Annotated in this window: 19 protein-coding genes; 3 read left to right on the plus strand and 16 right to left on the minus strand. The window is 71.0% G+C overall.

From position 1 onward, the window contains the following. Positions 1-105: 105 nt before the first annotated feature. From ftsZ to ACO2Q3_RS03000, 4 genes are all read right to left on the minus strand, one after another. On the minus strand, positions 106-1,734 hold the full coding sequence (ftsZ, locus tag ACO2Q3_RS02985) for a cell division protein FtsZ (protein ID WP_423304934.1): 1,629 nt from the start codon (positions 1,732-1,734) through the stop codon (positions 106-108). 445 nt (positions 1,735-2,179) lie between these two features. Then, positions 2,180-3,529: a cell division protein FtsA gene (ftsA, locus tag ACO2Q3_RS02990; RefSeq protein WP_423304935.1), complete on the minus strand. Its 1,350-nt coding sequence runs from the start codon at positions 3,527-3,529 to the stop codon at positions 2,180-2,182. Between the two features lies 1 nt (position 3,530). Beyond that, entirely contained in the window at positions 3,531-4,436 is a 906-nt protein-coding gene (locus tag ACO2Q3_RS02995; protein WP_423304936.1) for a cell division protein FtsQ/DivIB, read from the minus strand. Continuing rightward, positions 4,396-5,349, minus strand: a complete 954-nt coding sequence (locus tag ACO2Q3_RS03000; protein WP_423304937.1) for a D-alanine--D-alanine ligase — start codon at positions 5,347-5,349, stop codon at positions 4,396-4,398. Before ACO2Q3_RS03000 ends, ACO2Q3_RS02995 begins: the two co-directional genes overlap by 41 nt. A gap of 133 nt (positions 5,350-5,482) precedes the next feature. Between ACO2Q3_RS03000 and ACO2Q3_RS03005 the strand changes: the two genes are divergently transcribed. Continuing rightward, a complete protein-coding gene (locus ACO2Q3_RS03005; RefSeq protein ID WP_423304938.1) occupies positions 5,483-5,815 on the plus strand; it encodes a hypothetical protein in 333 nt (110 codons plus the stop codon). 54 nt (positions 5,816-5,869) lie between these two features. Here ACO2Q3_RS03005 and ACO2Q3_RS03010 read toward each other — a convergent pair whose 3' ends face one another. Genes ACO2Q3_RS03010 through murC form a run of 4 tightly spaced genes read right to left on the minus strand, consistent with a single transcriptional unit; the run spans position 5,870 to position 10,179 of the window. Continuing rightward, positions 5,870-7,273, minus strand: a complete 1,404-nt coding sequence (locus tag ACO2Q3_RS03010) for a M28 family peptidase (protein ID WP_423304939.1) — start codon at positions 7,271-7,273, stop codon at positions 5,870-5,872. Positions 7,274-7,304: 31 nt separating this feature from the next. After that, positions 7,305-7,862 (minus strand): histidine phosphatase family protein, encoded by a 558-nt coding sequence (locus ACO2Q3_RS03015; protein WP_423304940.1) that lies wholly within the window; start codon positions 7,860-7,862, stop codon positions 7,305-7,307. Continuing rightward, positions 7,859-8,767 carry a UDP-N-acetylmuramate dehydrogenase gene (gene murB / locus ACO2Q3_RS03020; RefSeq protein ID WP_423304941.1) on the minus strand — a complete coding sequence of 303 codons (909 nt, stop codon included), beginning with the start codon at positions 8,765-8,767 and terminating at the stop codon, positions 7,859-7,861. The genes ACO2Q3_RS03015 and murB overlap by 4 nt, the downstream gene beginning before the upstream one ends. Beyond that, on the minus strand, positions 8,764-10,179 hold the full coding sequence (gene murC, locus ACO2Q3_RS03025; RefSeq protein ID WP_423304942.1) for a UDP-N-acetylmuramate--L-alanine ligase: 1,416 nt from the start codon (positions 10,177-10,179) through the stop codon (positions 8,764-8,766). Before murC ends, murB begins: the two co-directional genes overlap by 4 nt. 175 nt (positions 10,180-10,354) lie before the next feature. Here murC and ACO2Q3_RS03030 point away from each other — a divergent pair, with 175 nt between their 5' ends. Next, positions 10,355-11,233: a hypothetical protein gene (locus ACO2Q3_RS03030; protein WP_423304943.1), complete on the plus strand. Its 879-nt coding sequence runs from the start codon at positions 10,355-10,357 to the stop codon at positions 11,231-11,233. Between the two features lie 145 nt (positions 11,234-11,378). Here ACO2Q3_RS03030 and ACO2Q3_RS03035 read toward each other — a convergent pair whose 3' ends face one another. Then, positions 11,379-13,838, minus strand: coding sequence for a TonB-dependent receptor (locus ACO2Q3_RS03035; RefSeq protein ID WP_423304944.1), 2,460 nt, complete (start codon positions 13,836-13,838; stop codon positions 11,379-11,381). 77 nt (positions 13,839-13,915) lie between these two features. Next, on the minus strand, positions 13,916-14,743 hold the full coding sequence (locus ACO2Q3_RS03040) for a helix-turn-helix transcriptional regulator (RefSeq protein ID WP_423304945.1): 828 nt from the start codon (positions 14,741-14,743) through the stop codon (positions 13,916-13,918). A 100-nt stretch (positions 14,744-14,843) separates the two neighbouring features. Here ACO2Q3_RS03040 and ACO2Q3_RS03045 point away from each other — a divergent pair, with 100 nt between their 5' ends. Beyond that, positions 14,844-16,046, plus strand: a complete 1,203-nt coding sequence (locus ACO2Q3_RS03045; RefSeq protein WP_423304946.1) for an acyl-CoA dehydrogenase family protein — start codon at positions 14,844-14,846, stop codon at positions 16,044-16,046. Between the two features lie 114 nt (positions 16,047-16,160). Here ACO2Q3_RS03045 and solA read toward each other — a convergent pair whose 3' ends face one another. The 6 genes from solA to murD all read right to left on the minus strand — a co-directional run bounded on the left by solA (position 16,161) and on the right by murD (position 22,201). Beyond that, positions 16,161-17,342 (minus strand): N-methyl-L-tryptophan oxidase, encoded by a 1,182-nt coding sequence (gene solA, locus ACO2Q3_RS03050; protein ID WP_423304947.1) that lies wholly within the window; start codon positions 17,340-17,342, stop codon positions 16,161-16,163. A 41-nt stretch (positions 17,343-17,383) separates the two neighbouring features. Further along, positions 17,384-17,818, minus strand: a complete 435-nt coding sequence (locus tag ACO2Q3_RS03055) for a VOC family protein (RefSeq protein ID WP_423304949.1) — start codon at positions 17,816-17,818, stop codon at positions 17,384-17,386. A 237-nt stretch (positions 17,819-18,055) separates the two neighbouring features. Then, entirely contained in the window at positions 18,056-18,475 is a 420-nt protein-coding gene (locus tag ACO2Q3_RS03060; RefSeq protein WP_423304950.1) for a helix-turn-helix domain-containing protein, read from the minus strand. Between the two features lie 39 nt (positions 18,476-18,514). After that, on the minus strand, positions 18,515-19,621 hold the full coding sequence (gene murG, locus ACO2Q3_RS03065) for an undecaprenyldiphospho-muramoylpentapeptide beta-N-acetylglucosaminyltransferase (protein ID WP_423304951.1): 1,107 nt from the start codon (positions 19,619-19,621) through the stop codon (positions 18,515-18,517). Next, on the minus strand, positions 19,614-20,789 hold the full coding sequence (locus ACO2Q3_RS03070; protein WP_423304952.1) for a peptidoglycan glycosyltransferase FtsW: 1,176 nt from the start codon (positions 20,787-20,789) through the stop codon (positions 19,614-19,616). The genes murG and ACO2Q3_RS03070 overlap by 8 nt, the downstream gene beginning before the upstream one ends. Next, entirely contained in the window at positions 20,786-22,201 is a 1,416-nt protein-coding gene (gene murD, locus ACO2Q3_RS03075; protein ID WP_423304954.1) for a UDP-N-acetylmuramoyl-L-alanine--D-glutamate ligase, read from the minus strand. Before murD ends, ACO2Q3_RS03070 begins: the two co-directional genes overlap by 4 nt.

Consider the following 22,201-nt stretch of genomic DNA (forward strand, 5'->3'; position numbering starts at 1 on the left):
CAACGCCCCGGCGCTGAGGCCGGGGCGAAACTTACGCGGGTACGCTAAGCATTACGCGACACTGCGCCCAAGTCACTCAGGGCGGTACTGAAAACCAGGCGCCACTCAGTTGGCGAGGCGACGCAGGAAGGACGGGATCTCGAGATCCTCGTTCGACTCGGCCTCCGGATCCTCATGCAGGTCCATCGCCGGCTGGGCCCCCCCCATCGGGCGAGAGGTCATGCTCGGACCTGCTGCGGCCTGCGGCTCGTGACGCGGCCGGCCGCCGAACAGGCTGAAGAAACCGCCCTTCTGCTGCTGCGGCCGACGCTCCTCGGCGTAGTGGGTCGAGGGGAACAGCGGCTCGTCCTCGTCGTCGGCCACGGACGGGTCGACGATGCGCTTGACAGTCGGCTGCACGATCTGCGGCTCGGGCGCCGCCTGCATCACAGGCGCGGGCTGGACCGGCTGCGGCGCCGGCTCATCGAAGGCAAACCCGGCCTGGTCGACGGTCGGCTCCGGCCCCGTGCGATAGGCGGTCGCGCGCAGCGGCTCGAACACCTTGGGCGCGGGCGCCGGCGCGGGGTTGAACACCATGCTCGGCGCCGGCTCCTCGGCCTCCATGAACACCGGTTCGGGCTCGACGGCGACGACCGGCTCGGGCTCGACATAGGCGATCGGCTCGGGCGCGGGCGGCGGGGCCTGGACCACCGGCTCGACGTAGCGCGGCTCCGGCTGGCGGGAGACGGCCTCAACGCGGCGGTAGCTGGGCTCGATCGCCGAGATCGAGGCGCCGTCCATGCCCGTGGCGACCACGGACACGCGGATGGTGTTCTGCAGCTGCGGATCGAAGGCGGCGCCGAAGATGATGTTTGCGTCCGGATCGACCTGGGCCGAGATGGCGTTGGCCGCCTCGTCCACTTCCAGCAGGGTCATGTCCAGGCCGCCGGTGATGTTCACCAGCACGGCCTTGGCGCCCTTGAGCGTGACTTCGTCGAGCAGCGGATTCTGGATGGCGTTCTCGGCTGCCATCAGGGCGCGGCCTTCGCCGGTCGCCTCCCCGGTGCCCATCATCGCCTTGCCCATCTCGGTCATGACCGTGCGGACGTCGGCGAAGTCGAGGTTGATCAGGCCCGGCAGCACCATCAGGTCGGTGATCGAACGGACTCCGGCGTGCAGCACCTGGTCGGCCATGCCGAAGGCTTCGGCGAACGTCGTGCGCTCGTTGGCGACCCGGAACAGGTTCTGATTGGGAATGACGATCAGGGTGTCGACGTAGCGCTGCAGCTCGGCGATGCCCGCATCGGCCAGGCGCATGCGGTGGCGGCCCTCGAAGTGGAAGGGCTTGGTCACCACCCCCACCGTCAGGATGCCGCGCTCGCGGGCGCACTTGGCGATGATCGGACCGGCGCCGGTGCCGGTGCCGCCGCCCATGCCGGCGGTGATGAAGATCATGTGCGCGCCGTCGAGGTGCTCGCCGATCTCGCCGGTGGACTCCTCGGCCGCCGTCATGCCGACATCCGGGTGCGCCCCGGCGCCCAGGCCCTGGGTCACCTGGATGCCCAGCTGGATGCGTTTGTCGGTCTTCGAGAAGGCCAACTGCTGGGCGTCGGTGTTGGCGACGACGAACTCGACGCCTTCGAGCCCCGCCTCGATCATGTTGTTGACCGCATTGCCGCCGGCGCCGCCGACGCCGAACACCACGATCCGGGGCTTAAGCTCCCTGGTCTGCGGTGCGAAAACCTTGAACGTCATCTGGACCCCGCGTCCTCCGCCGTAATTTGGAAAGCACAGCCCGTGACCCGCCAACGAGCTGCTTCGACGATGGGATTAACTGAACGACCACCATCCTTAAGCGTCGGTTAACTGCATACGCTGAGTCGTCCCGCCGTCGACGCCAGCTGGCCGCAAATTGTTGGCGGAATTGGGGTTGTGCGAGGGGGCGCGACCGGATGGCGCAGAGAAATCTCTTCATGCCCGATTAACCCGACGCCCCATGTGGGGCTTGAGCACAGGTTTCGAATCGGTTCGGCAAGCTTAAGCACGCAACAAACGCGGCTGTGGATTAACCATGATCTGAGGCTATTGGCGCCCGCCGGGGCGGCGGCGGCGACGTATCTGTGGCGCACAGACGAACAGCGCCCCGACCTGGTGGCCGGGGCGCCGGAAGCTCGATCGGCAAGTCGCGCGATAAAAGCGCCTAGAGGTTGTCCCTCAGCCAGGCCGCGGCCTTGGCCACGACGTTGGCGCGCGGGTCGATGCTGGCGCCCTGGCGGGCCTCCTGCAGCACCTTGGGGCCCGCCTCGCGCGGGCCGAAGGCGGCGCGTTGCAGCACGCCCGCCGCAGAACAGAACGCCGGTCCGGAAGCCGCATCGGCCAGATGCGGCACGCGGCGAGGCCGGCCCAGCCTCACCGGCCGGTCGAACACGCGCACGGCCACCTCGCGCACGCCCGCCAGCTGGCTGGCGCCCCCGGTCAGCACGATCCCGGCGCCCGGCTCCAGCGGCGCGCCGGAAGCCTTCAGCCGCTCGCGCAGCAGTTCCAGGGTCTCCTCGACCCGCGGGGCGATGATGCCCTTCAGCAGCGACCGGGGGGCGACCACGGGGCCGGCGCCGGGATCGTCGCCGCGCGGCGGCGCCTCGATCATCTCGCGGTCCTCGTTGGCCGAGGCGATGGCCGAGCCGTGCAGGGTCTTGATCCGCTCGGCGCCGGCGATCGAGGTGGACAGGCCGCGCGCCACGTCCTGGGTCACGTGGGACCCGCCCACGGCCAGGCTGTCGACGTGCACCAGGCTGCCCTGGGAATAGACCGCCACGCTGGTCGAGCCGCCCCCCATGTCGATGCAGATCGAGCCGAGGTCCATCTCGTCCTCTTCCAGGGCCGCCAGGGCCGAGGCGAACGGCGCGGCGACCACGCCCTCGAAGCTCAGGTGGGCGCGCTCGACGCAGTGTCCGAGCGTCTGCAGCATGCCCTCGTTCATGGAGACGACCAGCAGCTCCAGGCCAAGCGCGCGGCCGAACATGGCGCGCGGGTCCTTGACCCCCTTCTGCCCGTCGACGGCCCAGGCGATGGGGCGCAGGTGGATGGCGCGGCGGCCCTGCAGGCGCAGGGTGGCCAGGGCCTGGCCGATGCAGCGGCCGAGGTCGGCGTCGGTGATCGGCCGCGCGCCCAGCGACACCTGGGCGGCGACACGGTGGCTGGCCAGCTGGCCGCCCGCGGTGGTCACGGTCACGCCGGACACGTTGACGCCAGCGACGGTCTCGGCCCGCTCCACGGCCTGGGCGATGGCCTGCGCGGCCTCGTCCATGTCGACGATGGAGCCGCCGCGAATGCCGCGCGACTGGACGTAGCCGACGCCGCAGGTGGTCAGGGTGCGGTCTTCACGGCGCACGCCGTCGGGTTTCATGATGAAGCAGGCCACCTTGGAGGCGCCCAGGTCCACCGCCGCCACCACGGGCGCGCGGCCCAGCGCGGCCTTCAGCCCCTCGCGATTGTCGCGACGTCCGCCCGGCGCCGGCTCGGCCCGGCGCTCCTTCAATGCCAGCTTCATCCTAGACCCCGTCCGCCACCAGAGCCGGAGCGCCAGTCGACGCCCGCGGCCGCACCGCCACCATCTCCGGGTCGCGCAGATCGATGCGCGCGAACCCCAATTCCAGAATCCTCGACTTGTCGTCGAGCTGATCGAGGCGGATCAGGGCCGCCTCCTCCCCTGCCGCCGGCAGCTGGATCAGGCCCCCGTCCTTCAGCCTCAGGTCCCAGCGCCGGTCGTCGACACGGACGGCCGCCTCCACGCGCTGCGCCAGCCGCGGGCGCGAGGCGATCGCCGGCAGGATCTCGCCGGCGGCCTTGTCTGCGCCCTCGCCCACCACCAGCGGCAGGCCGGCGAAGCGGCCGGGATCGGCCTCGGGGACGACGTTGCCCTCGGCGTCCACCACCTGGCTGTGGCCGGCGTGCTGCCAGACGGCCAGCATCCGGCGTTCCTCGACCGCCACCACCAGGGTGTCGGGCAGCAGGCGCACCACCTTGGCGCTCTTGACCCATCCGACATGCTCGACGCTGGCGCGCACGGCGGCCAGGTCCAGGCCGAAGATCGGCTGACCCTGGCGCAGACCGGTGGCGGCGAGAATGTCGGCCTCGGCGGCCTTCGAGGCGCCCTGCAGATGCACCGCGTTCACCCGGAAGCCCGCCTGCGCCAGGCGGTTGTCGAAACCGGCGTTCATGGATGAGGCGAGGTTCGCGCCGCGGTTGCCGGTGGCCAGGGCGATGGTCACGCCCAGCACCACAATGGCGGCCGTGCCGGCCAGCGCGACGACCGGCGACAGGCCCACGCCCTGCGCGGCGTGCAGCTTGGACGGCGCCACGGCGGCGGCGCCCTTCGCGGACTTGCTCGGACTTGGGGGCCTTTTGGCCCGAGGCTTAACGGCTTGTCGTTCCGCCCCCCGCACCGCCGCGGGCATACGCGTCCTCCGTGATCCAAAGAACCAGGTCGTCAAACCCGATACCCAAATGCGCCGCCTGCTCGGGAGCGAGCGAGGTCGGAGTCATCCCGGGTTGGGTGTTGACCTCTAGAAGGACCAGAAGGTCGTTAATGTCGTCATAACGGAAGTCGCTCCGGGTAACGCCCCGACAACCAAGAGCGGCGTGCGCGCCCTCGGCCATCGCCTTCGCGCGCTCGGCGACCTCGGCGGGAATCCGCGCCGGAACCACGTGCATCGAGCCGCCTTCCCCGTACTTCGCCTCGTAGTCGTAGAAGCCGGTGCTCGGCACGATCTCGGTGACCGTCAAAGCCTTGCCGTCCATGACCGCGACGGCCAGCTCGTGGCCGCGGACATAGGGCTCGACCAGCACCTCGTCGCCGAACGTCCAGCCGGGGGCCAGAACCTCCGTAGGCGGACCATTCGCCCCCTCGAACACCAGGATCACCCCGACCGAGGATCCCTGGGCGTTGGGCTTCACCACATAGGGTGGCTGCATCACATGGTCGCGCGCCACATCGAAGCGGCTGTAGAGCCCCCCGCCGGGCACCTTCACCCCCGCCGCGGCGATCACCGCCTTGGCCTTGACCTTGTCCATGGCCAGGGCCGAGGCGAGCACGCCGGAGTGGCTGTACGGCAGGGCCAGCGTCTCCAGCACCCCCTGCACCACCCCGTCCTCGCCCCACTCGCCATGCAGGGCGTTGAAGCACACGTCGGGCTTCAGCGCGGTCAGCACCTGGGCGATGTCGCGGCCGGCGTCCACCCGGCTGACCCTGGCGCCCAGGCGCTCCAGGGCGTCGGCGCAGGCGGCGCCGGACACCAGGCTGACCTCGCGCTCCGGCGAGAGGCCGCCCATCAGGCAGGCGACGTGGCGTCCGGCGAGGGGAAGGGACATGCGGGCTCCATCGGCGATTCCCGTGGGCTTGTGGCGCAATCTAAAGCCGCTGTTAAGGCCGAGCCTCGACGATCATGGGGAGGGCGTCACGGGACCAGCCAGAAGGCCGGCTCCCGCAAGGACGCGCACGCCAATGGAAATCGTCAACGGCTACGTCTGCCGGACCTGCTGCGACGTCGATCTCGCCAAGCGCGGCGTCGACCCCGCCCACCCCAAGGACGATCCCAAGAACCCCGCGTACGACCCGGCGAAGGCCGCGGCCGACAAGGCCAAGGACGGCCACGGCCCGGCGTTCCAGCTCGGCGGCGCCCTGAAGGCGCACGGCGCGAAGGACGCTAGCGGCGTGGTCGGCGCCGCGACCAACGCCCTGCCGCCGGTCAACGGCGTCCAGGCGTCCGACGGGGCGGCGACGGCGCCGGCGCCGCAAAACACCCAACCCGGCTCGGTGCTGAACATCGCCGCCTGAGCCGCGGCTGTCTTCGAAGGCCCTTCCCCCTTCGGAGGAGAGGGCTTGTGGCCCCTACGGGCGCGCCGGCGACGGGGTCCCGGCGGGCGGATGCAGGTCCACGTCGGTGTTGGCGGCGATGTACAGGAAGGCGGCCCAGGCGGCGACGTTCTGGTTCAGCTGGACGCGATCGACCTTGTCCAGGGTGTCGTCGGCGCTGTGGTGCCAGTCGAAGTAACGGCTGGCGTCCTGGCGGAACGCGATGGTGGGGGCGCCCGCCATGGTCAGGCCCCCGATGTCGGAGCCGCCGAACCGCGACGGCTCGGGCGAGACATAGATCGACAGCGGCGCCAGCACCGTGGCCAGGGTCTTCATCGGCCCCAGCTTCGCCGCCCCGGCCGGCAGGGCCAGCGCCCAGATGCGGTCCGAGCCGGAGTCGCTCTCGCCGACGGCGACGATGTTGGCCAGCTCAGGCTTGTGCGCGGCGGTGAAGGCGTCGTCTGAGAAGTCCATCTCCTCGGCCCCGAACAGGGCCACCCGGATGGTCCGCTTCGGCGGATGGGCGGCGCCGGCGAGGTGCGCGGCGGCGACGGTGATGGCCATGCCGGTCCCGTCGTCGATGGCGCCCGTGCCCGGGTCCCAGCTGTCCAGGTGGCCGCCGACGATGATCACCTGCTCGGGGTGCTCTGATCCCGGGATCTCGCCGGTGACGGTCCACGCGGTGGACGGCGTGGCCGTGGACTGCAGCTTCAGCCGGATGCGGATCGGCTGGCCGCGGTCGGCCATGTGCTCCAGCAGCTCGGAATCGATCACCGACAGCGCCGCGGCCGGGATCTTCGGCGCGTCGGCCTGGTAGTTCAGCGCGCCGGTGTGCGGCAGCCGGCTCTCGCCGGTGGCCAGCGAGCGGTGCAGATAGGCCACGGCGCCGCGGCGCGCCGCTTCCGACGGGCCGGAGCGGCGGATCGGATTGGCCGCGCCGTATCCGGAGCCGTCGGCGGTGCGCACCATCGGCTGGGTGACGATGGCGATCTTGCCGGCCAGCGAGCCGACCGGGGCGGCCAGCAGGTCGTCATAGGTGCGGAACACCACCGCCTCCGCCTCGATGCCCTCCGGCGGGGTCGGGACCGAGCCGCCGAGGCCGAGGATGGCCAGCTTCTGCGGGTGCGGCGAGACCACGGCGGCCGCCTCCTCGCCCCGCTGCCAGGCCGTCACCGGGAAGGCTTCGGCGTGCACATTCTTGAAGCCGAGCGCCGTCAGCCGGGCGATGCCCCAGTCTCGGGCGCGGGCGCTGGCCTCGGTCCCGGCGAGGCGCTGCCCCACGTCGGTGGTGAGCGACTCCACGAAGTCATAGGCCGTGGTGTCGGTCAGCGCCCGGTCGCGAGCGGCCTCGGCCCCTGTGCGCAGCGGATCGGACGGCGGCGCGGCGATGGCGGGCATGGCGAGGGCGCTCAGGGCGGCGGCAAGCAGCAGGGGTCGCAAGCGGTAACTCCCGGACGAAAGGGCGGCTCCCTCAAGGGTCCGCCGACATGATCTCATGCGCCTGTCCATCGACCACCACGGCCGACGGCAGGGACAGGCTGCGCCACAGGGACATGGGATCGATCCCCAGCCGGCGGCTCACCCATAGAGCTATAACGGTTCCGTGCGCCGCAACCGCTACTGTGTGCGACTCTCGCCCGGCGACGGCGCGGGCGATGGCGGCGTCGAACCGCGCGTGGGCGGCGTCGCCGGTCTCCTCACCGTAGACCAGCTCGGCGGGGCGGCGCAGCAGGCCCTCGATCGCCGCCTCCACCTCGCCGCGCGGCAGCCAGCCGACCGTCTCGCGGTAGGTCTCCACCAGGCCCTCGTCGAAGCTGATCGGCGCGCCCAGCCGCTCGGCGATCACCCGGCCGGTGTCGGCGGCCTTGGGCTCGGTGCTGGCCGCGACCCGCGTCAAGGCCAGCGGGCGCAGCCGCTCGGCCAGGCGCCCGGCGGCGCCCCTGCCCTCTTCCGAGATCGGCCAGAGCTTCGAGGGCCTGCCCTCGTCGATCGCCGGCATGGCGTGCTTGACGAGGACCAGCCGGCTCACTTCGGCCGGCCGATGCGCTTGATTTCCCAGTGAAGGTCGACCCCGGCCTTGGCCTTGACGTCGGCGCGCACCGCCTCGCCGAGCCCCTCCAGGTCCGCGGCGGTGGCCTCGCCGGTATTGATCATGAAGTTGGCGTGCAGCTCCGAGAACTTGGCGCCGCCGAACAGCCTGCCGCGCCAGCCGGCCTCGTCCACCAGCTTCCAGGCGCTGGTCCCTTCCGGGTTCTTGAAGGTCGAGCCGCCGGTCTTCTCGCGGATCGGCTGGGTGGTCTCGCGGCGGGCGGTGATCTCGGCCATGCGCGCCTTGACGGCCTGCGGATCGTCCGGACGGCCCTGGAACAGGGCCTGCATCCAGATCACCTCGCCCTCGGGCAGGCTGTTGCGGCGATAGGAAAAGCCCATCTCCGCCGCCTGGAAGCTGCGCAGTTCGCCGGTGCGGTCGAAGCCCCAGGCCGACACCAGGACGTCCTTGGTCTCCGCGCCGTAGCAGCCGGCGTTCATGGTCAGGGCGCCGCCGATGGTCCCCGGGATGCCGGCGTAGAACTCCAACCCCGCCAGTCCGCCGGCCGCCGCCGCGCGCGCCACGGCCGTGTCCAGAGCGCCGGCGTCGGCGATCACCTGGTTCTCTTCCTTGTCGATCTCGATCTCGGCGAAAGCCTTGCCGGCCAGCCGGATCACCACCCCCTCGATGCCGCCGTCGCGAACGATGACGTTGGAGCCGACCCCCAGCACGGTCAGCGGAACCTCGGGGTCCAGGGCGCCGAGGAAGCTCGAGAGATCCTCCATGTCGGCCGGCAGGAACAGCGCGTCGGCCCTGCCGCCCACCCGGAACCAGGTGAACGGGGCCAGCGGCTCGTCGAACAGCAGCTTGCCCTCGACGGGCGGCAGATCGTCCCTCCAGCTCATGCCTTGGCCAGGGCCTCCAGCTGGCCCGGCAGGGCGTAGGCCCAGGCGGTGATGTCGCCGGCGCCGAGGCACACCACCATGTCGCCCGATCGCGCCTCGTCGGCGATCAGCCGCGGCAGGGCGGCGGCGTTCTCCAGCGGCAGGGCGCGGCGATGGCCGAAGCGCTTCAGCCCGGCGACCAGGGCGTCCTTGTCGGCGCCCTCGATCGGCGCCTCGCCGGCGGCGTACACGTCGGCGACGATCACCGTGTCGGCGTCGTTGAAGCAGCGGCAGAACTCGCTGAACAGGTCGCGCAGGCGGCTGTAGCGGTGCGGCTGGACCACCGCGATCACCCGCCCGTTGGTCATCGAGCGGGCCGCCTTGAGCACGTTGAGGATCTCCACCGGGTGGTGGCCGTAGTCGTCGATCACCCGGATGCCATCGGCCACGCCGGTGGTGGTGAACCGCCGCCGCACGCCGCCGAAGCCCGCCAGCCCCTTGCGGATGGCCTTTTCGGAGACCCCCAGCTCCCGCGCCACGGCGATCGCGGCCAGCGAGTTGAGCACATTGTGCTGGCCGGCCATAGGCAGGTGCAGGTCGCCGAGGATGGTCACCGCCCCGTCGGGCGCATCGATGGTGACATCGAACGTCGCCCCGTCGGCGCCCATGCCGATGTTGGAGGCGCGAATCTGCGCCTGCGGATTGGTCCCGTAGGTGATCAGGCGACGGTTCTCGACCATCGCCGCCATCTCCTGGACGTCGGGATCGTCGATGCACACCGCGGCGAAGCCGTAGAAGGGGATGTTGTCGACGAAGTCGCGGAACGCCTTCTTCACCGCATCGAAGGTGACGTAGTGGTCGAGGTGCTCGGGGTCGATGTTGGTGACCACCGCGACCGTGGAGCGCAGCTTCAGGAAGGTGCCGTCGCTCTCGTCGGCCTCCACCACGATCCAGTCGCCCTCGCCCACCTTGGCGTTGGTGCCGTAGGCATTGATGATGCCGCCGTTGACCACGGTCGGGTCCAAGCCGCCGGCGTCGAGGATGGCGGCGACCATCGAGGTGGTGGTGGTCTTGCCGTGCGTGCCGCCGACCGCGACCGAGAACTGCAGGCGCATCAGTTCGGCCAACATCTCGGCGCGCCGCACCAGCGGCAGCCGCCGGGCCGCGCCGGCGACCATCTCGGGATTGTCCGGCTTGACCGCGCTGGAAAAGACGATGGCCGAAGCGCCCTCGATGTGGGCGCCGTCGTGGCCGATGAAGATCCGGGCGCCCAGCTTCTCCAGCCGCTCGGTGTTGGCGCTGGCGCGGGCGTCTGAGCCCTGCACGGTGTAGCCGATGCGCAGCATGATCTCGGCGATGCCGCTCATGCCGATGCCGCCGATGCCGATGAAGTGCACGGGGCCCAGGTCGAAGGGGACGGGACGTCGGTTCATCGCCCGTGCTTAGCCGATGGTTCGCGCCAGGGAAACGGCGCGCGTCCCCTGGCTGGCCCGGACATCGTCTGGGGCGATCCGGACAAGACCCTGGCGCCGCCGGCGGCCAAGCCTATCTGACCAGCGAGCTGGCGGCACGGTCCGCCGGCGCGCACGCCCCGTTGGAGAAGCGGCAATGAGCGACCGGCCCGGCAGGATCCTGCTGCAGACGACGATCCCGACGACCGTGGACGACTGGTCGATCGCCCGCTTCAGCCGTCTCGCGGCGTTGCTTGCCGGCCAGCGCGACGAGGACGGGCGGCCGCTCTACGACGTCGTCGCCCGCGATCGCGGGCCGGTCGACCGGCCCGACCCGGTGCTGTCGAGCCTGGATCAGAGCGACTTCGACCAGCTGTGGCTGTTCGCCGTGGACACCGGCGACGGCCTGACGCCACAGGACTGCGACGGCATCTCCCGCTTCCGCGCGCGCGGCGGCGGGCTGCTGGTCACCCGCGACCACATGGACCTCGGCTCGTCGGTCTGCTCCCTGGGCGGCATCGGCCAGGCCCACTATTTCCACTCCACCAACCCCGACCCGGATCCCGGCCGCCGCCAGCCGGACGATCCGTTCACGCCGGAGATTCTGTGGCCGAACTTTCACTCGGGGCGGAACGGCGACTTCCAGGAGATCGAGGTGATCGGCGCGCCGCATCCGGTGCTGGCCGACGACGCCTCGCCCACCGGCGCGATCCGCCGCCTGCCGGCGCATCCGCACGAGGGCGGCATCGGCGCCCCGGCGGGCGTCGGGGCGCGGGTGATCGCGCGCGGAACCAGCCAGGTCACCGGCGCGCGCTTCAACGTCGCGGTGGCCTTCGAGCCGGGCGAACACGGCGGACCGGGGATCGCCCAGAGCACCTTCCACCACTTCGCCGACTACAATTGGGATCCGGGCGACGGATGCCCGAGCTTCGTCAGCGAACCGCCGGGCGACGGCCTGCGGCGCGTTCCCGAGGCCCTGGCCGATACCCGTCGCTATATGCTGAACCTGGCCGCCTGGCTGTCCCCGGCGCGGTAAGCGCGGGGCCGGGCGAAGAGAAAACCGGCGAGACCACGGGGCGCCGGCAGGGTGGCAGCACCCTCCCGCCCGGATCTCGCCGGCCCGCGCCGGCCCAGGACCAATATGCCCTGGCGCGCGCCGAGTTGGCGTTGCGGCGGGCTGCTCAGTATTTCACGGTCAGCGACGCCCCGAAGGTGCGCGGCTGGGCCGGGAAGCGGACCACCAGGTTGGCGTTGCTGGCCACCGAGTTCCAGTAATAGGTGTCGGTCAGGTTGCGCGCCCACAACGAGACCTCCCAGCGATCGCTCAGGGCGTGCACGCCGAGGCTGGCGTTGAGCAGGCCATAGCTGCGGATGGCGAAGTTCGGGTCCTCGCCGAGGTCGGCGTGCGAGCGGGTCTGCAGGTGGGTGTTGACCGCCGCCTGGAAGCCCAGCCGCTCGTTGATCGGGTGGTCGTAGGTGACCGTCAGGCTGCCCTGCCAGCTGGGGCTGTAGGGGAAGGACGCGCCGCTGAAATCCTGCGGCTGGCCGCCCCCGTTGATGCCCACATAGTGGCCGATCTCGGTGTGGATGTAGGTCACCGCGGCGATGGCGGTCAGGTCATGCGTCACGCGCCAGGTGATGTCGGCGTCGACCCCGTAAGCCTTGGCGTGCGGGATGTTCGAAAGCCGGGCCAGGGCCGTGTAGATCGGGTCGGCGAAATACACGCTCAGCTGCTTGTCCTGGTAGTCGTAGTAGAACAGCGAGGCGTTGACCTGCATGCGGCGCTCGAACAGCCCCGCCTTCACCCCCAGCTCGTAGGCGGTCAGCAGTTCCTGCCGGGCCGGCGCATCCTGGGTGGAGATGTTGGCGGCGTTGATCGGCGTGTCGCCGGCCTTGGCCCCTCGCGAGATCGAGCCGTACAGCAGCAGCCCGGGCTGCGGGGTCCAGTTGGCCACCACCCGCCAGGCGACGTTGTCCTCGTCCAGGGTCGAGGTCACCCGGCCGAAGCTCTTGGTCGCCGGATCGAAGGTGACGCACTGGCCCTGGCTGATCGGCGCCACCAGGCCGTAGACGCTGTAGAACAGGTAGCGGTTGGTGACGTTGACGTTGGCCAGCATGTCGCCGTTGAAGTCCAGCGAGCAGCCCGAGAAGCCCTGCCGGTCCTGGGTATAGCGGATCCCCGCGGTGAGCTTGAACTGGTCGCTGAACTTCCAGTCGGCGTTGCCGAAAAGGCTCCAGGTGCGGGTCGTCAGGTCGCCGATGTCGCTGTAGGTGCGGAACGCCGTCGCCGCGTCCGCCGCCGTGTACCCGCCGGTGTTGAAGGGCGAGGCCAGCAGGGCGTTGGTGTAGTAGCGGATCAGGCCGACGTTGGCGTTGTCGCCCAGCATGGTGCGATTGCCGTCGACGATGCTGTCGTGGCCGTAGTAGCCACCCACCAGCCAGTGCACGGGGCCGTTGTCGCCCTCCAGGTGCAGTTCCTCGGACACCGAGGCGATCTTGCCCTGGGCGTGCTGCACCAGGATCTCGTAGGGGGCGCCGCTCCAGTCGAACAGGGCGTCGCGGCGCAGCCAGTTGTAGCCGGTCAGCGACACCAGCTTCAGATTGTCATTGATCTCGTAGCCCAGCCGCAGCTTGCCGGCGTAGAAGCTGTCGTTCTCGCGCAGGGGGCCAGGCAGGCCCAGGCCCCTGCCCTGGTCGGCGCCGCGCAGGGTTTCCGGCTCCCAGTCGGCCTGGGTGGCGGAGGTCGGAAAGTGCGTCGCCACGTAGTTCGCCACGCCGGCGGCGTTGAACGGCCCGTTGGCGCCGGTGGTCGGGTTGGTGGCGGGCGTGAAGCCGATCGCCTGGGCCGCGGTGGTGTCCGAACGGTTCCACCAGCCCGAGAACGAGACATCGGCCGTGAACCGGTCGGTCGGCTGGGCCGCCAGGGCCGCGCGCAGGCCGTAGCGGTGCGCCTGGCCGAGGGTCTCGCTGCGGGTGTTGCTCTTCTGCCAGCCGTCGTCGCTGTCGTCGGTGCGGAACGCCACCCGGCCCTGCGCCCGGTCGCCCAGGGGGCCGGAGACGAAGCCCTCGAAGTTGTGCGTCGAATAGTTGCCGAACTCGGTGGTGATGGCGGCCCGCACGTCCTTGGTCGGCTTGCTGGTGACGAAGTCGATCAGGCCGGCGGTGGTGTTGCGGCCATAGAGGGTGCCCTGCGGCCCCTTCAGCACTTCCACCCGCTCCAGGTCGAAGATCGGCCCGGTGTTCATGAACGGATAGGCGTAGGCCACCTCATCCACATAGGTGCCGACGGTGGACGTGGCCGACAGGTTGATGGTGTTGAAGCCGATGCCGCGCAGCGTGTAGATCGGCACCCCCTGATAGCCCTGCGAGACGTTGAAGCTGGGGGCCACCGAGCTCAGGTCCTTCACCCCGGTCACGTGCAGCTGCTGCAGCTGCTCGCCGTGGAAGGCCTCGATCGACATGCCCACGGTGTTGGCCGATTCCGCCCGGCGCTGGGCGGTGACCACCACGCTCTCCACGGTACTCACCGACGACGACGGCTCGCTCGCCGGCGACGGGGCGTCGGCGGCCAGAGCCGATCCCGCGGCGGCCAGGGCCAGGGCGGATGCGCCGGACGCCAGGAAGGCCTGCAACTTGGACATACGTCAACTCCCCTCGATGGCGGGCCTTGGCGGCCTTCGCCTTTGTCCGGGGTGTGCACGTCCAGCGCGTGGTCGCGCTAGCTGTCGGGAATGAGAGGGTTGCCGGCGGCGGCCCGCTGGGCCGGGCGGATCGGATCGAGCGCGGCGGGGCGGTTGGGGCCCGCGCCCACGTAGCCCAGGGCCACGGCATGCCGCACCGCCTGCGAGCGACCGGCCACGCCCAGCTTGCGCGCGGCATTGGTGATGTGGAAGCGCACGGTCGGGGCGGAGATGTCCATGATCTGGCTGATCTCGCCGTCGGTCTTTCCCGCCGCCGCCCACTTCAGGCACTGGATCTCGCGCCGGGTCAGCCGCACCGGATCGCCGATGGCGTAGTCGCCGAGCGCCTCGTGGTAGGCGCCCATCAGACGATGCGCCAGGGCGTGCAACTGCGCCGCGCGCGCTGCGAACACCTCGCCAACCGCCAGGTTCTCGTCCGGCGAGGCCCACACCACCGCGCCGATGATGCCGCCGGGCAGGTGCGCCGGCGCGATGACCGCCGCGCCGATGTTGTGCGCCCGCGCGCTGTCGGCGGCGTCGATGGCTTCCAGCCAGCGGGCCGGCCGCCAGGTCCGCATCGCCCCGGCCTCGTAATAGAAGGGCTCGGCGCAATAGCGCGCGGCATGCACGAACGGGGAGCGCAGGGCGAAACCGCGGTCCTTCCAGTACTCCAGCCTGGGGTCGATCCAGCGGAAGGTGGTTTCCGCCAGAGGCCGCCCGTCGGGCCCGATCATCGCCTCCGGACTGCCGATGTCGGCGCTGACCGCGACGAACGGCAGGTCCATGGCCTGGCCGACGTCGGCGATCTCACCGGCGACGGCGGCGACCACCTTCATGCCGTCCGCATCGGGCCTGCAGGGCTTCACCGGACAACTTCCCTTGCGCCGCCTGTCACTAGCGCCAGCTTGTGCCACGCCTTCCGTGGGCGCAGCCTAGCGGAAAAAGCATCGGGGACGGACGGACCACATGAACCTGGATCTCAGCGACGACGAACGCGCCTTCCAGGCACAGGTGCGCGCCTTCCTGGCCGAGGCCCTGACCCCGGAGCTGAAGGCGGCCGCGGCCCTGACCACCAGCGTCTTCACCGACCGGGACGTGTCGATCCCCTGGCAGAAGATCCTGCACCGGCAGGGCTGGGTCGCGCCAAGCTGGCCCGTCGAGCACGGCGGCCCCGGCTGGAACGAGATGCAGCGCTACATCTTCACCGCCGAGTGCGCCCGGGCCGGGGCGCCGGGCCTGGCGCCGATGGGCCTGCGCATGGTCGCCCCGGTGATCATGAAGTACGGCTCGCCGCAGCAGCAGGCGCACTACCTGCCACGCATCCTGTCGGGCGAGGACTACTGGTGCCAGGGCTACTCCGAGCCCGGGTCCGGTTCGGACCTGGCCTCGCTGCAGCTGCGCGCCACGCCCGACGGCGACGACTATGTGCTGGACGGCTCGAAGATCTGGACGACCCACGCCCACTGGGCCAACCGCATGTTCCTGCTGGCGCGCACCCGCTTCGAGGGCAAGCCGCAGGCCGGCATCACCTTCCTGCTGATGGACATGGCCAGTCCGGGCGTGACGGTGAAGCCGATCGTCACCCTGGCCGGCGACCACGAGGTCAACCAGGTGTTCTTCGACGGCGTGCGCGTGCCCAAGGCCAATCGCCTGGGCGCCGAGAACGACGGCTGGACGGTGGCCAAGGCGCTGCTGGAGTTCGAGCGCGGCGGCGGCGGGGCGGCGGGACACAAGGTGGCGCTGGCGCGGGTGCGGCGGATGGCGGCGGCGGAAGCCTCCGATGGCGGCGGATCGCTGCTGGACGACGCCGGGTTCACCGCCCGCCTGGCGGCGCTGGAGATCGCCGTCCAGGCCATCGAGATGACCGAGCACCGGGTGCTGACCGCCTTCGCCTCGGGACAGAGCCCCGGTCCGGCCTCGTCGATGCTGAAGACCCAGTCGACCGAAGCGATGCAGAAGATCGACGAACTGGCGATCGAGGCGGCCGGCTTCTATGCCGCCGTCGACCAGTTCGACGCCCGCCAGCTGGGGGCCAACGTCGACGTGATCGGCCCGCAGCACAGCCTGACCACCATGCCCCGCTACCTCAACAACCGCGCCGGCTCGATCTACGGCGGCTCCAACGAGATCCAGCGCGACATCATGGCGAGGCTGGTGCTGGGGCTGTGAGCCCGGCGCACCTGCGCTCCGCGCCTCTCTTCCCCCCTTGGGGGAAGTACGGCCGAAGGCCGGGATGGGGGCTGCGGCGCGCCCGTGCGTCCGCCGGCGCCCTGCTGGAGCCCCCTACCCCCGCTTCGCGGGTACTTCCCCCAAGGGGGGAAGAGAGGCTTGCAGCGACCCGAACCGGCCCAGCCCGAACGCCCTGAACGGCGCCGGGACGCCCTCGGCCCGGGTCATCTGCGCCAGAGCCTCGCCGAACGCGCTGGCGAACTTGAAGCCGTGGCCGGAGCAGGCCGAGCAGAGGATGATGCGGGGGTCGGCCGGGTGCCGGTCGATGATGAATTCGTCGTCCGGCGTCGAGGTGTAGAGGCAGGTCTTCAGCGTCTTCAACGGCCCGGCGGCGCCGGGGATCAGGCGCGCCAGGGCTTCGGCGATCGGCTGGGCGTCGGACGGACCGGCGTCCTGGCGGGCGTCGCTGGCCGAGCCGAGCCGCTGGCCCAGCCGATGCGAGGCGGCCTTGACCCCCGTGCCCATGAAGTCCGGGAATCCGTACAGCGCCTCGGTCTCGTCCTCGAGCACGAACACCGGCATGCGGTCGGGCCCGGTGTCCGCCGCCCGCGCCGGCGTGAACCAGCAGACAGCCTGGCGCGTGACCGTCAGCCAGGGCGCCAGCTCGGGAACCAGCTCGCCGATCCAGCCGCCGGCCGCGACGATCACCGCCTCGGCCGCGATCGCCTCGCCGCTGGCCAGCACCAGACGCACCGCCGACCCGCCCGGCTCGATGGCCTGGACCACGGCGCCCTCACGCACGACGGCGCCGGCGGTCCGCGCGCCGGCCATGTGCAGCCGCATGGCCAGGTCGGCGCGCACCAGGCCGGCCTGCGGCTGGAAGACGATGCTCCAGTCGTCCGGCAGGTCGAAGGCCGGGAAGCGGGCGCGCGCCTGGGCCGCGGTCAGGGCCTCGTGCGGCAGGCCGTTCTCCCGCGCGGCGCGCAGCGAACCCTCGATGATCGGCGTGCCGGGAAGCCCGCCTTCCAGCATGCCGGTGCGCCAGATCAGATCCTCGCCGCCCGCCCGGCCGAGATCGTCCCACAGCGCCCAGGCCCGCTCCACCAGCGGCGTGTAGGCCGGGTTCTCGAACTGGGCCAGGCGGATGATCCGGCTCTCGCCGTGCGACGAGCCGCCCTCGTGCCCCGGCGCGGCGCGGTCCAGGCCGATCACCCTGCGGCCCTGCCGGGCGAGATGATAGAGGGCGGCGGCGCCCATCGCGCCCAGGCCGACCACGGCGACGTCAAACCGATCCATGCGCCCTTGTTCCAGAGCGCGCGCCGCCTGTCGATCCAGCGTCAGGCCGAGGGCGGGGCCGCCATCTCTTTCGGCTCGGTGAGGCTGAACCAGTTGCCGAACGGGTCGCGGAAGATCGACTCCACGCCGTAGAACTGTTCGGTGGGCTCCATGGTGAACTCGACCCCCTTGGCCTTCAGCTCGGCATAGGTGGCGCGGCAGTCCGCGGTCTTGAACACCGCCGCGCCGAACGCGCCCTTGCCGATCAGCTCCAGCATCGTCTGGCGGTCGTCCTCGGTCATCTTCGGGCCGAGGTTGGGCCGGGCCAGCACGATGACGAGGTCCGACTGGCCCTTGGGGCTGACGTTGATCCAGCGGAAGCCGTTGGGCAGGCTCATGTCCATCTTCAGCTCGAAGCCGAGCACGCCGACGTAGAAATCGAGCGCCGCCTGCTGGTCGGGGACGAAGATGGTCATGTGCGACATTTGCTGGATCATGGGTCCGCTCCGGTTGGGTGTGCGGCGATCTTAGGCGCCAGCCGGCGCGCCCGCTTCTTCGATCTTGCGGTGCAGTAGGCGGCCACGCGCCCCCCTCCCCGACTGTCATCCCGGACGAAGCGCAGCGAAGATCCGGGACCGCCGGAAACGCTGGCGCCCGCCATCGGCGGCAGGCGCTCGCGCCCTTGGCGGTCCCGGATGAGCGCTTTGCGCTCTCCGGGATGACAGCTTTTCGCGCTAAGCCCCGTACGCCGCGAGGAAGCAGCTGGGGATGAACACCGTGCGGTACAGCGCCTTGACGCCATAGACCCGGCGATGCTCGCGCCGGAAGGCCGTGGGTGAGAGGCCGGTCGCGGCCCGGAAACGGGCGCTGAACGTCCCGAGGCTGGAATAGCCGAGGGCCACGCAGGCCTCGGTCACCGAAGCCTCGCCGGAGAGCAGCAGATGCTTGGCGGCCGCCAGGCGGCGCTCGGCGACGAAACCGTGTGGCGTCGCGCCGAAGGCGTCGGCGAACAGGCGGTGGAAGTGCCACGGCGACAGGTTCGCCGCCGCCGCCATCTCCGCCAGGCCGGGCGGATCGTCCAGCCGCGCGGCGGCAAGGTCGCGGGCGCGGCACAGGCGGCGGAAGGTCACCGGGTCGAGGACGGGGCGCGGCATGGCCCCAGGAAAGCCAGTCCGGCGGACGCTGTCCAGCCGCTAGCGCGCCGTCTGCTCCACCAGGTCCGCCAGCCGGTCGGCGGCGTCCGGCCGGGCGACGGAGCGGGCCGCGGCGGCCATCTTGGCCAGGCGCGCCGGGTTGCTCAGCAGGGCCTTCAGCGCGGCGGTCATCGCCGGCTGGGTCAGCTCGTTCTCGCGCGCCACCTCGGCCGCGCCGACGTCGAACAGCAGGCGGGCGTTCTGGCCCTGGTCGTCGTCGAGGGCGATCTGCAGCGGCACCAGGATCGCCGGACGCCCGGCGCAGGCGATCTCGCACACCGTCCCGGCGCCCGCGCGGCCCACCACCAGGTGCGCCTGGCCGAGGCGGCCGGCGAGGTCGCGGAAGAAGGGGGCGATCTCGGCCTGGACCATGGCGTCGGCGTAGATCTTGCGGGCGTTGTCCATCGACTCCACGCGCGTCTGCTGCTGCACCTTCAGCTTCAGGCGCAGTTCCTCGGGCAGCTTGCGAACCGCCGCCGGCATCAGCTCGGACAGGAGTCGCGCGCCCTGGCTGCCGCCGGTGATCAGCAGGCGGATCTCGTCGGTGGGTGGCTCGTAGGGCTTGTCGGCCAGGGCGCGGATCTCGGGGCGCACGGGGTTGCCGACCACCACGGCGCGGGCCTTCACCTTGGCCGAGGCCTTCTGCAGCGTCGGGAAGGCGCAGCCCACCGCGGTGACGTGGTCCGCCAGCAGCCGGTTGGCCCGGCCGGAGACCGCGTTCTGCTCGTGGATCACCGTGCGGCGGCCCTGGGTGATGCCGGCGATCAGCGCCGGCAGCGAGGGATAGCCGCCGAAGCCGACGACGATGTCGGGGTCGATCTCGCGGAACGCCTTCCGCGCCTGCAGCACGCCGGCCAGGATCTTGAAGGCGGCGCGGATCACGCTCAGCGGGTTGCTGGCGCGGGCCGTGGCCGAGGACAGGGGTATGCGGCGCTCGGCGGGGAAGCTGTCGGCATGGCCGGCGACGCGGTCGTCGGTGGCCAGCACGATGCGCCAGCCACGGGCGATCAGCGCCTCGGCCAGGGCCTGGGCCGGGAAGAGATGTCCCCCCGTCCCCCCTGCCGCCAGCACCGCCACCCGACCGTTCGGGCGAACCGGATCAGGCAAAGGCGCCGGTTCCGAACGCGGCCTTGCGGCCCTCGCTGGCGTAGGCGCCCGGGCGGCGGCGGGTCAGCGCCAGCGCCATGCCCATGGTGAGCCCCATGGCGAGCATCGAAGACCCTCCGTACGAGATGAACGGCAGGGTCATGCCCTTTGTGGGGATCAGGTTCAAGTTCACCGCGACATTGATGAAGGCCTGCATGCCCACCAGCACGAACAGGCCGGCCGCGGCCACCTGCTCGAACGGGTCCGACAGCTTCATCGACTTGTAGAGCCCGCGCACCACCAGGATCATGAACAGGGCGATGAGGATCAGCGAGAACCACAGGCCGTATTCCTCCGCGGCGGCGGAATAGGCGAAGTCGGTGTGCATGTCCGGCACCGAGCGCTTCATGATCCCCTCGCCCGGGCCCTGGCCGAACAGGCCGCCGTGAGCGATGGCCGCGGCGGCGCGGTCGACCTGGTGGGTGTCGGTCTTCTCGTGGCTGAAGAAGCGGTCGACCCGGCTGGCCACGTGGTCGAACAGGAAATAGGTCGACGACAGGCCGGCGATGGCGAAGCCGCCCAGCACCATGATCCAGCTCATCGGCACCCCGGCCATCCAGAAGGCGGCGCCGAAGGCGACGGTGATCAGCACCGTCTGGCCGACGTCCGGCTCGATCAGCAACAGGCCCACGGCCAGGATGTAGAGGCAGAAGGCGATGGAGACGCCCGGCACCCCCTGGCCCTTCTGGCCCTCGGCGAACATCCAGGCCACCAGCACGATCAGCGCCGGCTTCATGAACTCGGAGGGCTGCAGGGTGAAGCCGCTGATCTCGACCCAGCGCGTCGCGCCCTTGGCGTTGTGGCCCAGGAACGGGAGGATCGCCATCGACAGGATGGCGGCCAGGTAGATGAAGAAGGCCGCGCGCCGCACGCCCTTTGGCGACAGCATCGAGGCGCCCAGCAGGATCGCCGTGCCGCCGGCGGCGAACACGCACTGGCGAACGGCGAAGTGGAACGGCCAGGCGATGTTGAGCCGGGCCGCGGCCGCCGGGCTGGTGCCGAACTGCAGCAGCACGCCCAGCGCGATCAGGGCCGCGGTGGCCCCCAGCAGCCAGCGATCCGTCGTCCACCACCACAGGCCCAGGGCCGTACGGTCTGTCCGGGCGAAGGCGTGATGCTGGGCGGTCAACGACGGGCTTCCTTGGCGACGGGCGCGGCGAGCGCGTGGACGGCGGCGCGGAACGCGTCGCCGCGTTCCTCGAAGTCGGCGAACTGGTCGAACGAGGCGCACGCCGGCGAGAGGAGGACGATGGCCTCCTCGCCGCTTGCCCGGGCGTCGGCGAAGGCGGCGCGGGTGGCGCTCTCGAGGTCGCCGCTGATCACATAGGGCGCCTTGCCATCCAGCACCCCGGCGAAGGCCTCGGCGGCCTCGCCGATCAGGTAGGCCTTGGCCACCGAGCCGAACAGTTCGGTCAGCTCGTCGATGCCGCCGACCTTCGCCCGGCCCCCGGCGATCCAGTAGAACCGCGGATAGGCGCTCATCGCCTGGCGCGCGGCGTCGGCGTTGGTGGCCTTGGAGTCGTTGACGAAGCGGACCTTGTCGAGCACGCCCACCGTCTCCATGCGGTGCGCCAGGCCGGGGAAGCTCATCAGCCCGTCGACGGCGTCCTGGGCGGTGAGGCCCAGCGCGCGGCAGGCCGCATAGGCGGCCGAAGCGTTCTGCCAGTTGTGCCGGCCGGGCAGCGAGCGGGCGCGGGTCAGGTCGGCGACCTCGTTCACCCGGCCGTCGGTGGCGTCATAGAGCATGCCCTGCAGGGAGTAGACCCCGCGGCCCATGGCCCGGCGGGCGCTGATCGGCCAGATGGTGCGACGGTTGGCGGCGGTGATCTCGGTGCAGATCTGCGCGCACCACGGATCGTCGACCCCGACGATGGCGAAGTCGCCCTTGCCCTGGTTCAGCAGGATCCGCTTCTTGGCCGCGACATAGCCTTCCATGTCGCCGTGCCGCTCCAGGTGGTCGGGCGAGATGTTGAGGATGATCGACACGTCGGCCTTGAGGCTGGACGTCAGGTCCAGCTGGTAGGACGACAGCTCCAGCACATAGACCGCGCCGCCATGCATGTCCTCCAGGCCCAGCACGCCATAGCCGATGTTGCCGCCGATGCGGATGTCGCGGCCGGCCTGGGCCAGCACGTGCGCGATCAGGGCTGTGGTGGTGGACTTGCCGTTGGTGCCGGTGACGGCGACGATCTTCGGCCGCTTGTGCGCCGGAGCCGCGGCCACGGTGCGGGCGAACAGCTCGATGTCGCCCAGGATCTCGACGCCGGCGTCGCGCGCCTTCTCCACCACCCAGTGCGGCTTGGGATGGGTCAGGGGCACGCCGGGCGACAGCATCAGGGCCGAGATCGCGTACCAGTCAGCGTTCGACAGGTCGACCAGGGTGAAGCCTTCGGCGCGCGCCGCCTCACGGCTCTTCTCGTTCTCGTCCCACAGGATCACCTTGGCGCCGCCGGCCTGCAGGGCGCGCGCGGCGGTCAGGCCGGTTCGGCCAAGGCCGAACACCGCCACCGTCTTGCCTGTGAAGCCCCGGACCGGAATCAT

This window comes from Caulobacter sp. KR2-114 (assembly GCF_049446115.1).
GTDB lineage: Bacteria > Pseudomonadota > Alphaproteobacteria > Caulobacterales > Caulobacteraceae > Acaudatibacter.

Excerpts from the sequence above, each read along its gene's own strand:
- ftsZ (WP_423304934.1), bottom strand. The coding sequence starts at position 1,734 with ATGACGTTCAAGGTTTTCGCACCGCAGACCAGGGAGCTTAAGCCCCGG.
- ftsA (WP_423304935.1), bottom strand. The coding sequence starts at position 3,529 with ATGAAGCTGGCATTGAAGGAGCGCCGGGCCGAGCCGGCGCCGGGCGGA.
- ACO2Q3_RS02995 (WP_423304936.1), bottom strand. The coding sequence starts at position 4,436 with ATGCCCGCGGCGGTGCGGGGGGCGGAACGACAAGCCGTTAAGCCTCGG.
- ACO2Q3_RS03000 (WP_423304937.1), bottom strand. The coding sequence starts at position 5,349 with ATGTCCCTTCCCCTCGCCGGACGCCACGTCGCCTGCCTGATGGGCGGC.
- ACO2Q3_RS03005 (WP_423304938.1), top strand. The coding sequence starts at position 5,483 with ATGGAAATCGTCAACGGCTACGTCTGCCGGACCTGCTGCGACGTCGAT.
- murB (WP_423304941.1), bottom strand. The coding sequence starts at position 8,767 with ATGAGCTGGAGGGACGATCTGCCGCCCGTCGAGGGCAAGCTGCTGTTC.
- murC (WP_423304942.1), bottom strand. The coding sequence starts at position 10,179 with ATGAACCGACGTCCCGTCCCCTTCGACCTGGGCCCCGTGCACTTCATC.
- ACO2Q3_RS03030 (WP_423304943.1), top strand. The coding sequence starts at position 10,355 with ATGAGCGACCGGCCCGGCAGGATCCTGCTGCAGACGACGATCCCGACG.
- ACO2Q3_RS03035 (WP_423304944.1), bottom strand. The coding sequence starts at position 13,838 with ATGTCCAAGTTGCAGGCCTTCCTGGCGTCCGGCGCATCCGCCCTGGCC.
- ACO2Q3_RS03045 (WP_423304946.1), top strand. The coding sequence starts at position 14,844 with ATGAACCTGGATCTCAGCGACGACGAACGCGCCTTCCAGGCACAGGTG.
- solA (WP_423304947.1), bottom strand. The coding sequence starts at position 17,342 with ATGGATCGGTTTGACGTCGCCGTGGTCGGCCTGGGCGCGATGGGCGCC.
- ACO2Q3_RS03055 (WP_423304949.1), bottom strand. The coding sequence starts at position 17,818 with ATGATCCAGCAAATGTCGCACATGACCATCTTCGTCCCCGACCAGCAG.
- ACO2Q3_RS03060 (WP_423304950.1), bottom strand. The coding sequence starts at position 18,475 with ATGCCGCGCCCCGTCCTCGACCCGGTGACCTTCCGCCGCCTGTGCCGC.
- murD (WP_423304954.1), bottom strand. The coding sequence starts at position 22,201 with ATGATTCCGGTCCGGGGCTTCACAGGCAAGACGGTGGCGGTGTTCGGC.